At 71.3% G+C, this 12,969-nt stretch carries 8 protein-coding genes; all 8 read left to right on the forward strand.

Annotated features, from left to right (window positions below; genetic code table 11):
- The first annotated feature begins 70 nt into the window (after positions 1 to 70).
- Genes H566_RS0117230 through H566_RS0117265 form a run of 8 tightly spaced genes read left to right on the forward strand, consistent with a single transcriptional unit; the run spans position 71 to position 12,965 of the window.
- The gene (locus H566_RS0117230; protein ID WP_156924488.1) at positions 71 to 898 is read left to right on the forward strand and encodes an ABC transporter permease; all 828 of its coding nucleotides are present in this window, start codon (positions 71 to 73) and stop codon (positions 896 to 898) included.
- A complete protein-coding gene (locus H566_RS0117235; RefSeq protein ID WP_028312411.1) occupies positions 895 to 1,566 on the forward strand; it encodes an ABC transporter ATP-binding protein in 672 nt (223 codons plus the stop codon). The genes H566_RS0117230 and H566_RS0117235 overlap by 4 nt, the downstream gene beginning before the upstream one ends.
- Complete coding sequence (locus H566_RS29735; protein WP_084545237.1) at positions 1,563 to 3,056, forward strand: KpsE/RkpR family capsule polysaccharide export protein; 1,494 nt, start codon at positions 1,563 to 1,565, stop codon at positions 3,054 to 3,056. The genes H566_RS0117235 and H566_RS29735 overlap by 4 nt, the downstream gene beginning before the upstream one ends.
- A gap of 1 nt (position 3,057) precedes the next feature.
- A complete protein-coding gene (locus H566_RS0117245) occupies positions 3,058 to 4,866 on the forward strand; it encodes a polysaccharide biosynthesis/export family protein (protein ID WP_028312413.1) in 1,809 nt (602 codons plus the stop codon).
- Positions 4,867 to 4,879: 13 nt separating this feature from the next.
- On the forward strand, positions 4,880 to 5,920 hold the full coding sequence (locus H566_RS29515) for a WcbI family polysaccharide biosynthesis putative acetyltransferase (protein ID WP_028312414.1): 1,041 nt from the start codon (positions 4,880 to 4,882) through the stop codon (positions 5,918 to 5,920).
- The gene (locus tag H566_RS27670; RefSeq protein WP_051378918.1) at positions 5,917 to 8,550 is read left to right on the forward strand and encodes a polysaccharide pyruvyl transferase family protein; all 2,634 of its coding nucleotides are present in this window, start codon (positions 5,917 to 5,919) and stop codon (positions 8,548 to 8,550) included. Before H566_RS29515 ends, H566_RS27670 begins: the two co-directional genes overlap by 4 nt.
- The gene (locus tag H566_RS27675) at positions 8,547 to 10,523 is read left to right on the forward strand and encodes a polysaccharide pyruvyl transferase family protein (RefSeq protein WP_051378919.1); all 1,977 of its coding nucleotides are present in this window, start codon (positions 8,547 to 8,549) and stop codon (positions 10,521 to 10,523) included. The genes H566_RS27670 and H566_RS27675 overlap by 4 nt, the downstream gene beginning before the upstream one ends.
- 15 nt (positions 10,524 to 10,538) lie before the next feature.
- Positions 10,539 to 12,965 carry a polysaccharide pyruvyl transferase family protein gene (locus H566_RS0117265; RefSeq protein WP_028312415.1) on the forward strand — a complete coding sequence of 809 codons (2,427 nt, stop codon included), beginning with the start codon at positions 10,539 to 10,541 and terminating at the stop codon, positions 12,963 to 12,965.
- The last annotated feature ends 4 nt before the right edge of the window (positions 12,966 to 12,969 follow it).

Genomic DNA, 12,969 nt, shown 5'->3' on the forward strand with positions numbered 1-12,969 from the left:
TAGAATCCGTGCGCCCGTCGGCGTTGCAGGCATCGCGCCGCCAGATCACGGGTCGAAAGCGCACCGGTTCATGAGCACATCCAACAGCAAGCAGTTCCAGCAGCCCGGTTCCCTGCTCCGATCGCCCTGGGCAGTGAGCCTCTCGGTCTGGAAGGCCCTGCTGCTGCGCGAGGGCATGACCCGCCTGCTGTCCACCCAGACCGCCTGGTTCTGGTTCCTGTTCGAGCCGCTGGCCCACACGCTGTTCATGCTCGTGATGATGACCGTCGTGCGCTCGCGCACCGTGGGCGGCATCCACACCGGGGTGTGGCTGGTGGCCGGGCTGTACGGTTTCCTGATGTTCAAGCGCATCGCGATGCAGGCCGCCGGCGCCATCGGCAGCAATGTCCAGCTCTTCGCTTTTCGCCAGATCATGCCGATCGACTTCGTGATAGCGCGTGCGGCGCTGGAGGCGGTGCTGCTCACGCTGGTGTTCAGCCTGATGCTGCTGCTCGGCGAGCTGCTCGGCATCCCGGCGCTGCCGGACGATCCGCTGGCGGTGCTGGCGGCGGTCTGCGCCAACTGGCTGCTCGCGCTCGGCTTCGGCCTGGTGGTGTCGGTGGCGAGCGAGCTGATCCTCGGCTTCCGCCGCGTGCTCGGCTTCCTGATGATTCCGCTGTACTTCTCGTCGGGGCTGATCATGCAGCTCAAGACGCTGCCCTATCCCTGGCCCGACCTGCTGCTCACCAATCCGGTGGCCCAGTCGCTCGAACTCATCCGCCACGGTTTTTCTCCGCTGTACCACGCGGCGCCCGGTGTCAGCCTCGGCTATGTGTATGCCTGGGCGCTCGGGCTGATGTTTCTCGGGCTGCTGCTCCAGCGGCGTTTCCTGCAAAAACTCCGGATCCGGCGCCAATGATCGAGCTGCAAGGGATTGCAGTGCGGCTGCGCCTGCATGGCCGGTCGCACCAGGTGTTCGACGGGCTCGACCTGCGCATTCCGCCGCGCGTCTCGGTCGGGGTGGTGGGCGCGCCGGGCAGCGGCAGGAGCACCTTCATCCGCCTGCTTGCCGGCGTGGTCCGGCCCGAGCACGGCCGCGTGCTGCGCAGTTGCCGCGTGTCCTGGCCGCTCGGGCGTGCAAGCGGTTTCAACGCCTTGCTCAGCGGCCGCGTGAATGCCCGCTTCATGTGCCGGCTCGAAGGCTTCGACGAAGACCTCGCCGAACGGCTCGACTGGATGCGCGACTTCGGCGAGCTGGGCGACTGGTTCGACCAGCCCTACGGCGTCTGGCCGATGGCGGTGCGCCAGCGCTTCCAGCTCGCGCTCGCGCTGGCCTTCGAGTTCGACGTCTATCTGTCGGACGGTATCCATGCGCTCGGCAAGGGCGCGTTTCGCGCGCGGGCGACGACCGCCATCCGCGAGATCGCGCGCCATCGCGCGCTCGTTCTCGCGAGCGACAACCTGCGTGCGCTGCGCGAGCTGTGCCAGGCCGGCATCTGGCTGCATGACGGTCAGGCCACCTGGTTCGACGACATCCACGACGCCCTCAGGGCGCATCACCACAGCCGCCGGCTGCATCTGCCATGACCCACGACGTGCTTCCCGACACCCCGCCGGCTCCGCTTGCCACGGCCGACGCGCGCACGCCCGAGGAGCGCCGCGCCGCGCTGCGGGCCTTGCGCGTGCGCCGCGCCGCCGCCAAGGCGCGCGGCGCCAAGGCGACCGCCCTGCGCCTGGCCGCCGAGGCCCGCCGTGCCGAGGCCGACGCCGCCCGGGCAGAGCGGGACGCGGCCGCGCTCAGCCCGGGCGACGATGCCGCGCCGCCCGCCGTCCCACGGCCCGCCCGCGCGCCGCGCCGCCCGCCGCTCGACGACCGCCGGCGCGACTCCGATGACGACAGTCTCGCGCCCGACGCCACCGGCGACGACCAACTCGACGACGAACCCACGGTGCTGCCGCGCCTGCGCGCCGCGCGGCGCCAGCGCGGCTGGCGCGACTACCCGGCCTTCGTCATCGCCTTCGTCGCGAGCGTGCTGGCCATCGCCTACTGGGGCTTCGTCGCCTCGCCGCGCTACGTGTCCGAGGCGCATGTGGTCATCCAGCAGGCCGACATGCCGGGCGGTGGCGGCGCAGTCGACTTCTCCAGCCTGCTCGGCGGCATCGGCGGCAGCGGCGACCGGCCCAACCAGCTGCTGCTGCGCGACCACCTCATGTCGGTCGATATGCTCGACAAGCTGGAGCAGCGCCTGCATTTGCGCGCCCACTACGCCGACAAGTCGCGCGACTTCGTTTCGCGCATGTTCCGCGAGGACGCGCCGATCGAGTGGTTCCACGACTACTTCCAGTCGCGCGTCACGGTCGAGTACGACGAGTACACCGGCCTGCTGCTGATCCGCACCCAGGCCTATACGCCCGAGATGGCGACCGCCATCACCACCGAGCTGGTCGACGAGGGCGAGCGCTACATGAACCTCGTCGGCCACCGGCTGGCCGAGGTGCAGGTGCGCTTCCTCGAAAGCCAGGTCGGCGACATGCGCGACCGCGCGCTCACCGCGCGCCAGAAGCTGCTCGCGTTCCAGAACGAGCACGGCATGGCCGCGCCCGAGACCACGGCCGAGAACATCGTCGGCATCGTCAACAAGCTCGACGGCCAGCTGTCCGACCTCGCGACGCGGCGCAACGCGCTGCTCGGCTATCTGGTGCCGACCAGCCCGGCCGTGGTCGATCTCGACCTCCAGATCGCCGCGACGCGCAAACAGCTGGAGCAGGAGAAGGCGCGTCTTGCCGCGCCCGAGGGCAAGCCGCTCAACCAGACGGTCGAGGAATACCAGCGGCTGGAGATGTCGGCCCAGTTCGACCAGGACGTCTACAAGACCGCGCTGAGCGCACTCGAACAGGGCCGCATCCAGGCCGCGCGCACGCTCAAGAAGGTGTCGGTGCTCCAGGCGCCGACGGTGCCGCAGTACTCGATGGAGCCGCGCCGGCTCTACAACATCGCCGCGTTCACGCTCGCGGCCTTCCTGCTGGCGGCGGTCGTGCAGCTGCTGATCGCCGTGATTTCCGAGCACCGAGACTGAGATGAGAAGACTGTTTTCCCGTGGCCTGCTGGTCGCGCTGCTCGCGGCCGTCGCGCCGGCACAGGCCCAGATCGGTGCCCTCCTGCCGGGCTTCGGCCCGCAGCCCTCCGCCGGCACCGCCCAGGCCACGCCCCAGGCCGGCGGCACCCAGTCGGCCGCCCAGCCCCCGGCCCAGACCGGCGTCGGCACCGCGCCCGCCGCGGCCGGCAGCTTCCCGGCCGCGACGCCGGTCCAGCCCGGCGTGCAGCCGGTGCCGTTCAACCCCGCGCCGGCCGGCTACGACTATTCGGCCAACCTCGCCAGCGACGTGTTCGGCGCCAACCTGTTCACCGGCTCCTTCGCGCGGCTGAGCGCGTCCAACTTCAACGCCGACTACGCGATCGCCGTCGGCGACCAGGTGCAGGTGCGGCTGTGGGGCGCCTTCGAGTTCGACTCGCGCATCGCGGTGGACCCGCAGGGCAACATCTTTCTGCCGCACGTGGGGCCGGTGCGCGTGCTCGGCGTGCGCAACCAGGACCTGCAACGCGTGGTCGAGCAGGCCGTCGCGCGGGTGTTCCGCGCCAATGTCAGCAGCTACGCCAGCCTCGCCGTCGCGCAGCCGGTGCGCGTGTTCGTCGGCGGCTACGTCAACCGGCCCGGCCTCTACTCGGGCACCAGCCTCGACAGCGCGCTCAACTACCTCGACCAGGCCGGCGGCATCGCGCTCGACCGCGGCTCCTTCCTCGACGTGCAGATCAAGCGCGGCGCCGCCGTGCGCGCCCGGCTCGACCTGTACGACTTCCTGCTCGACGGCCGCATGCAGCCGGTGCAGCTCGCCGACGGCGACGTCATCTTCGTCGGCCCGCGCCGCAGCACGATCAAGGCGCTGGGCCTGGCCGAGAACACCAACCGCTTCGAGTTCGCCGGCCGCAGCCTGCCGATGGCCGAACTGGTGCGGCTCGCGCGACCCTTCGCCAGCGCCACCCATGTGCGCGTCACGCGCAACACCGGCACCGTGCTCAAGACCGAGTACTACGCGCTCGACCAGAGCGCCGAGGTCTCGCTCGGCAACGGCGACGCGGTCGAGTTCACCGCCGACAAGAAGCCCGGGATCATCACCGTGCGCGTCCAGGGCGAGCACGACAGCCTCCAGGAATACGTCCTGCCCTACGGCAGCCGGCTCGCCGACGTGATGAAGCAGATCCGCTTCTCCGAGCGCTCCGACCGCGACAACATCCAGCTCTTTCGCGCGAGCGTGAAGGACCGCCAGCGCCAGATGCTCGCCACCGCGCTGCACGGGCTGGAGGCCAGCGTGCTCACCGCGCGCTCGGGCACCAGCGACGAAGCCACGCTGCGCAAGGAAGAGGCCGACCTCGTGCTGCAATGGGTCGATCGCGCGCGCAAGGTCGATCCGAGCGGCCAGGTCCTCATCGCCGAGAGCGCCCAGCGCGACGAGCTGCTGCTGGAGAACGGCGACATCATCAACGTGCCGGCGCGCGACGGCCTCGTGCTCGTGAGCGGCGACGTGCTGTTCCCGAACGCCATCGCCTACGACCGCAAGCTCGGCGTGCGCGACTACATCGCCGGCGCCGGCGGTTTCGTGCAGAACGCCGGTACCTCGCGCGTCGTGATCGCCCATGTGAACGGCAGCTTCAACGACCTCGGCAGCGCCGACGACTGGGGCTTCAAGGGCGGCGCCGACAGCGTGCGCCCCGGCGACCAGATCCTGGTGCTGCCCAAGATCGACGTGAAGTCGCGCCAGGTACTCAAGGACATGACCCAGATCCTCTACCAGATCGCCATCGCCGCGCGCGTGGTGCTGAGTTTCTGATCGGAGACGACACTTGAAGATCCTGATGTACGGCGGCTGTCACGCCGGTGCCATGAAGCGGATCATCGACCGCTACGCCCTGGGCGAGCACCAGGTCGACATGCTGGTCAACTTCGAGATGATCAACACGAAGGAGCCCTTCCCCTACGAACGGCTGCCGCAGTACGACCTGCTCATCTTCAACCCCATCCTCAACCGCGGCGACTGGAACACGGTTCACCTCGAGGCCGAGTGCGACCGCGTGGGCCTGCGCTATCTCAAGTACCCGTGGCTGCAATGGGGCGGCTACTGGCCCGAACCGCGCACCCGCTACTGGGGCGAGAAGCGCAGCGAATGGGGCGTGCCGATGCTGCTGCCGCTGGGCGCCGAGCATGCGGCGCGCGGTGCGAAGGCCGGCTTCGATTCCTTCTACGAAGCGCTATACGAGCCGCGCAGCTTCGAGCGCGTGATGCCCGAGTGGGTCGAGGCGACGACGCGCCGGCTCAAGCAGATCGAGACTCAGGGCGCGGTCGATCTGCCCATCTCCGACTACGTGCTCGACAACTTCCGGCGCGAACAGCTTTTCCTCACGCCCAATCATCCGAACACGCCGCTGTACAAGTTCCTGTTCCGCGGCATCGAGCGTGCCTGCGGCCTCAAGCTCGACCCCGCCTTCTACGCGGTCGACCGGCCGGTGCAGGAAGGCACGCGGCTGCCGGTGCTGCCGGGCGTCGCCGAGCTGCTCGGGCTCGGCTTTCGCAGCAGCGAATGGGCGCATCACAGCGTTGTCGGCGGCCAGTACTTCACGCTGCGCGAATGGGCGCACACGCATTACGAGGCACTGCCGACCGTGATCGCCACGGCCACCACCGATACCTGGCTCAAGAACCAGCCCAGCATCGAGGGTGCGATTCGCATCCGGGCCAGGCGCAATTCCCGTCATCTGCTGGTGCAGGACGACAGCGCGAGCAGCCCGGGCTATGTCGCCGGCCGCCTGTTCGGCGCCGAGCTGCCCGCCGGCTGCCAGTATCTCTTCCGCCCGCACTGGACCTTCGACCGAGCCCAATTCCGATGACCGACGTCGCCCGCCCTTCCTTTCTCCAGAACCTGTTCGGCAGGTCAGGCGCCAACAAGGATTCCGCCATGTCCGTCGATGCCGCCGCGCGCGACTTCAAGCTGTTCAGCAATGCCGATCTCGTGCCGCGCGCCTGGTGGGTGAGCCCGCCGGCGGCCGAGGGCCAGCCCGCGCCCGAGCCGTCCAACGCCGGCTTCCGCGTGTTCAACCCGACGCTCATCACCCAGGGTGACGGCTATGTCATGACCTACCGCGTCGTGCACGAGAGCCAGGAGATCCGCCGGCTCGCGTCCTGCCGCCTCACGCACGACTTCGAGATCGTGCCGGGCAGCCTGACGCCGCTGTCCGACTTCATCCGCTTCGTCGACGAGGAAAACCTCAACCAGCGCGCGCTCACCTGGCACGCCGACGCGCGCTATCTCAGGCTCGACGGCGCGCTCCATCTCATCTGGAACGACGGCGCCAACCGCCCGGCCAACCACCAGTTCATCGCGCGCATGGACGCGAGCGGCCTGCGCCCGGCCGAGCCGGCGCGCGAGATCGCCCGACTGCGCCGCGATCCGATCGAGAAGAACTGGATGCTGTTCAACGCCGAGGGCCGCACCTGGGCGGTGTACGGCATCTGCCCGCACGAGGTGCTGGCGGTCGAGCCCGACGGCGAGCGCAAGCTGAAGGCGAGCGAGGCCTGCGTCACGCACTGGCACAGCGGCTACCAGAACCTGTTCGGCGAGCTGCGCGGCAGCGCCCAGCCGCTGCTGATCGACGGCCGCTTCCTGAGCATTGCCCACTCCAGCTACAAGACCCGCACCGGCCGGCGCTACCGCGCCTGCTTCTACGAGTTCTCGGCCAGCGCGCCGTTCGAGGTGCTGAGCGCCTCGGTCGAGCCCTTCGACCTGCCCAATCCCAAGGGCACGACCTTCGACCTGCCGCGCCTGAACGTCGAGGTGGAGGAGGTCGTCTATCCCTGCGGCTTCGTGGTGTCGGGCGACGAGGTGGTGGTGTCCTACGGCATCAACGACGAGGTCTGCGCGGTGGCGCGCACCTCGCTGCGCGCGGTGCGCGCCAGCCTGCGTCCGGTCCGGCGCGAGGGCGTGGCGCAGTTCGGCGTCGCGCTGCCCGCCGAACCCGAGGCGCTCACCGACGCGCCGGTGCCCGAACTGGCGCCGGCCGAGCGGGCGCTGCCGCTGTTCTGGTGGGACGCGGCCGACAAGGCCTTCGACGGCGCGCTCGGCAAGCGCAAGTTCGTCACCGGCAACTTCGGCGACATCGCGTCGATGGAGATCGTCCAGCGCATCAGCGGCGTGCGGCCCCGGCCGCCACGCGCGGGCGAGCGCAAGCTGGTGTCGATCGGCTCGGTGCTGCACACCGCGCGCGACGGCGACATCGTCTGGGGCACGGGCGTCAAGGGCACCAAGCAGAGCTTCGAGAAGAAGGTGCGCGAGCTGTCGGTGCATGCGGTGCGCGGCCCGCTCACGGTCGACTTCCTGCGCCGCAGCAACATCGACACCTCGCGCATCCGCGAGGTGTTCGATCCGGGCTGCCTGATCCCGGTGCTCTACAAGGACGAGATCGCCGCGATCCGCGCCGAACTCGCGGGCCAGTCGCGCGGCGTGCGCATCGTTCCGCACTACCGCGACGACCTGCTCATGCGCCGCGAGCACTTCGCCTGGGCCAACCGCTTCGTGTCGGTCGATGGCTCGCCGCTCGACATGATCCGCGGGCTGCTCGGCGCCGATCTGGTCATCTCCAGCTCGCTGCACGGCGTGATCTTCGCCGAGGCGCTCGGCATCCCGGCCGTGTGGCTGGCGTCGGCGGGCGGCGAGGACGGCTTCAAGTTCCACGACTACTACTACGGGACGGGCCGCTACCACGTGAAGCCGGCCGCCACCCTCGACGAGGCACTGCGCACCGAGCCGCCGCAGCTGCCGAAGCTGCGTTTCGACGACTACCTCGCCACCTTCCCGAAGGACGAGGTCGAGGCGCTGGCGATCGGACCGCACGTCACGGCCGGCAACCTCCAGTTCAGCGCGCTCGACGACGACGCGCTCGGCGGCTACTTCCGCAGCGCCGGCTTCGACCGCCGCGACAGCAGCGGCCAGTGGATGACGGCGCCCGCCGCGCGGCTGGCCACCGAGGTCGCCAGCACGCGCGCCGGCGACACCATCGACGTGGCGCTCTCGCTGCATCCCTACAACCCGGCCGAGCTGCCGGTGCCGCAGCGCCTGCGCGTGCGCCTCAACGGCGCGGTCGTGGCCGAGATGAGCTGGCAGCCGGGTCTGCGCACGGCGGTCACGATCGGCCTGCCGGTGCCCGCGCGCGATGGCTCGACGCCGCTCGACTTCGCATTCGAGGCGCGCAGCGCCCGCTCGCCGCGCGCGCTCAAGCTCGGGCCGATCGGCACGCCGCTCGCGGTCTGCCTCGACAGCTTCAAGGTGTCGGTGCGCTCGCCGTTCGATCCGGCCATCGTGCCGGCGGCCAGCGCCGCCGCCGCGGCCGTGGTCGAGGACGGCGATCCGGCCGGCGCCGACCCCGAGGTCGATGCCACCGGGCCGGTGGCCAGCGCCGCGCCCAAGGGCGGTGCCAAGTCCGCCGCCAAGCCTGCCGCCAAGTCCGGCGCGAAGGCCGCATGACGGCGGCCGGCGCGGCGACCGCGCCCATCGTCATCAGCTTCAGTGCCGGCGACGACTACTACCATCGCGCCGCCGCGCAGCTGCGGGGCGACTGCGACCGGCTTGGAATCGAGCACGACATCCGCCGGCTCGATCCCGCGCCGGGCGGCGAGGGCTGGATCGCGCTGTGTCGGCGCAAGGTCGGCTTCTGCCGCGACATGCTGCGCCGCCACGGCCGGCCGGTGCTGTGGATCGATGTCGACTGCCGGCTGCTGCGCGACCCGCGCCCGCTGCTGGCCGGCGGCGGCTACGACATCGCCGGCTTTGCGCGCGGCTTCCGCGACCTGCGCGACTTCGATCCGGTCGGGCATTCGCGCTTCTTCCAGCCGAGCATCCTCGCCTTCGCGCCGACGCCGCGCGGCCACGCGCTGCTCGACCTCATGGCCGAGATCGAGGCACGGAGCGCGGTCAGCGCCACCGACGACTACTTCCTCCAGGAAGCCTGGAAGCAGCTCGACCGCCAGCCCGCCGTGCTGCTGCTGCCGCCCGATCTGGTGCAGGACGCAGGAGAGCCGTCACCGGCGATGTCGTCGGTCGGCGCCGCGCCAGTGACGCCGGGCGGCGTCGCGGCGATGCGCAAGCCGGCGCCCGCCGCCACCGACCCCGCCATCGCCGACCCTCGCCTCGCCTCCACTGCCGATGCCGGCCCGATGTTCTTCTTCGGCCGCAGCGGGAACGTCTCGCTGCATCGCCAGCAGGCCGCGCAGCACGAGGTCGAGGCGCTCACGCCCGCGCGCCGTCGCGCCGTGCTGCTGCACGAGGCCGCCGCCGCGCAGAAGGCCAGGAACGGCGCCGACGCCCGCGTGCTGCTGCGCCGCGCCTACGAAATCGACCCGAGCGACGACGGCATGGCCCTGCGCTATGCCCGCGCGCTGCGGCGCGGCAAGGATCTGCCGGGCGCGCTCGACTTCCTGCGCAAGCACCAGGGCGAGCAGTTCGCGGCCGACCATGCACGCCGCTTCGAGGCCGACGTCGCGCACGAGGGCGGCGATCTCGATCACGCGCAGGCGCTGTTCGGCGCGCTGCTCGCCACCGGCACCGAGTCCGACCGCGCCTGGGCCGAGAGCCGGCTGATGCGCCTCGGCACCGACCTGCGCGCGCGAGCGCGCGGCATCGCCGACGCCGACCGCCCGGCGCTCTACTGGATGGAGACGCCCTGGCCCGGCAACGTCGGCGACATCCTCAACGCCTGGCTGATCGAGAAGCTGAGCGGCATCCCGCCGCGCCACGTGCCCGCCGCCAAGGGCCTGCTCGCGGTCGGCTCGGTCGTGCGGCTCGCGGGGCCGGAGTCGGTGGTGTGGGGCGCGGGCACGCCGCGCATGACCGACCGGCTCGACCCGCGCGCGCGCTGGCTCGCGGTGCGCGGCCCGCTCACGCGCCGGCTGCTGCTCGCCTCGGGCGGCGACTGTCCCGAGATCTACGGCGACCCGGCCTGGTTCGCGCCCATGCTCTACCGCCCGGCGCCGCGCGCGCCGCGCCACAAGCTCGGCCTCGTCTGCCATTACGACAACGCGGGAGAGATCGTCGCGGGCGAGGGCGTCAAGACGATTTCGGTGCTGCGCGCCGGCTACGAGGGCATCGAAGCCTTCATCGACGAGCTGCACGACTGCGAGGCCATCGTCAGCAGCTCGCTGCACGGCCTCATCCTGGCCCAGGCCTACGGCATTCCGGCGCGCTGGGTCGAGGTGACCGACAGCGCGAAGGGACTGCCCGGCGACGGCTGCAAGTTCCGCGATTACTTCATGACCGTCGGCCTCGACGATGCGATGCCGCTGCGCCTGCCGCGCGGCTTCGTGCTCACGCCCGACGCGCTCGCCGCCGCCCTGCCACCCGAGGCCGAGGGCCGGCCCGGCCTGTTGCCCCGGCGCCGGATCGACCTCGACGCCCTGGCCTCGGTGGCACCCTTCGCGCTGGCCCGCTCGCCGCGGGCATGACGAAAGACAGCACACATGTGGTTTGACGACGCCTACTGGCGAGCCGCCGCGACTGCCGCGCTCGCCGCCGCCGAGGACTTCGACTGGGTGCTCACGCCCGCCGAATTCCACGGCCTGCATCCGCGCTTCCGGCCGGTGGAGTACTCCGAGATCGCGCTGCCCGGCCGCGTGGCCTTCCTCTGCCACAAGGACGGCGCGGCCCGGCTCGCGCCCGCCTGGCGCCTCACCGAGCCCGAGCATTACCGCTTCGCCAACGAGGTGTTCGTGCTCGGCAGCATCGAGCCGGCCGCGACCCCGCCCGACGCCGCCATCCAGCGCCATCTCGGCAGCTGGTTCGAGCGCTGCCGCGCGCTGGCCGCGCCGGTCGAGCGCCTGCGCGGCGAGGCAAGGCGCGCCCTCATCGTCGGCGCCTCGGGCATGGGCAACGTGGGCGACGACCTGATCGCGGCCGAACTGCGCGCCCGCCTGCTCGACGACGGCCTGTTCGACGTGGTCGACACCTCCAGCTTCGAGGTCGCGCCGGCGCGTCTGGCTCAGGTCGACGCGGTCCTCGTCGGCGGCGGCGGCCTGCTCTACGTGTCGCAGGCCGGCGAGGCCGACTACCAGAACCTCGCCAACTACCTGCGCTTCGTGTTCTGGTGCGAGCGCGCCGGCGCGGCCTGCCATCTCGTCGCCCTCGGCGACCAGGACTACGCCCGGTTGCTGGAGCAGGACGACCTGTCGCGCCGCTTCGCCACCGAGGCGCTGCGCCGCGCCACTTCCGTCACCGTGCGCGACCAGGAAAGCGCCCAGCTCGTGCGCCGGCTGTCGCTGCGCACGGCGGCCGTCGGCGCCGATCCGGTCTGGGCGCTCGCGCACAACCCGGCCGCCGAGGCGCCGCTGGCGCCCGACGCGACGCTGGCGCCGCTGTTCATCGGCGAGTTCGGCCGCTTCCCGGCCTTCGCCGCCTGGCTCGCGACCGAGGAGGCCGTGGCCTGGCTCAAGGAATGCGAAGGCGCGGTCGCGCCACCGGCGGTCGCCGTCATGTCGCGCGATGACGAGCGCCATGTGCGCGCGCTGGTCGCGTGGTTTGCGGCGCGCGGCATCACCTTGCCTGTCATCGACCTGCGCGGCCGCGCGCCGGCCGAGATCGTCGCGGTGTTCCGCCAGCACGAGCCGGTGCTGACCACGCGCTTCCACGGCGCGGTGCTGGCGCTGGCCGCCGGCCGCGCGCCCATCGTGTTCGACCGCCGCCACGGCAAGAAGGAGCGGCTGCTGCGCTCGACCTTCCCGGCGCTCGCCGGGCAGCTCATCGAGCCGCGCGACCGCAACGATCATCTTGCGGCGCTTGTCGCTCGCGCGCGCGCCGGCACGCTCGCGCGGCCCGAGCGCGCCGATGTGCTCGCGCATGCGCGCACCACCCACAGCCACGCCAGGCCGTTGCGTGACGCGGTGCGCAAGCAGGCGCCCGGCCGCAAGTCGGGCCAGGTGCATCCCGAGGCACTGCTCGACGACAGCGGCGCGATCCGCCTGTGCTGGGCGCGGTCATGGGAGGAGAGCGGCGGCTACGCCAACTTCGGCGATGCGCTGAGCGCCTTCATCGTCGCCAACCTCGCGGGCAAGCCGGTGCGCCACACCGATTTCGGCGCCGACCTGCCCAAGCTCGTGGGCATCGGCTCGATCGGCCATGCGATCCGCAACGGCCAGGCCGTCATCTGGGGCACGGGCTGCTACCGGCCCGACCTCATGACGCACAACGTGCCGCACACGCGCTACGACGTGCGCGCCACGCGCGGCCCGATCTCGCAGCGCTGCCTCGGCCTCGTGGGCGTGGACGCGCCGGGGGTGTTCGGCGAGCCGGGCTGGCTGCTGCCGTCGATGTTCGACGAGCCGGTGGAAAAGAAGTACGAGCTGGGCGTCATCACGCACATCGGCGATCTGCGCGAGCCCCATCCGAACGCCCAGCCGAAGGAGGAGTGGGTGTGCTTCGACCTGCCCGACGCGCTGCGCGGCCAGGTGGCGATCATCAGCACCTGGCACGAGGCCGGGCTGGAGGGGCTGCTCGACAAGCTGCGGCTCATCCTGTCGTGCAAGCGGATCGCCTCGCGCAGCTTCCACGGCATCGTCATCGCCGAGGCCTTCGGCATTCCGTGCATTCCGCTGTGCGCCAAGCCGGGCGTGCCGGTCGGTGCCTTCCCGGCCGACGCGGTGCCCACCACGCTGCTCGACCGCCGCACGCTGGAGTTCTTCCAGTCGGGCTCGACGCGCAAGCACAACTTCTACGGCCAGCGCCGCACCTCGGCCACCGACTGGGAGGCGCTGATCGCCGCGATCGACCGCGTGTGGTCGCCGCTCGACTACGACGTCCAGCCGCTGGTCGAGGCCTTTCCCTTCGAGCCCGTCGTCGATCCGCTGTCGTCGCGCGTGCCGCTCCAGCGCGATCTCGCCACGCTGGGTTTCTGAACCT

The sequence above is a fragment of the Derxia gummosa DSM 723 genome (assembly GCF_000482785.1).
In the GTDB taxonomy this organism is placed as follows: domain Bacteria; phylum Pseudomonadota; class Gammaproteobacteria; order Burkholderiales; family Burkholderiaceae_E; genus Derxia; species Derxia gummosa.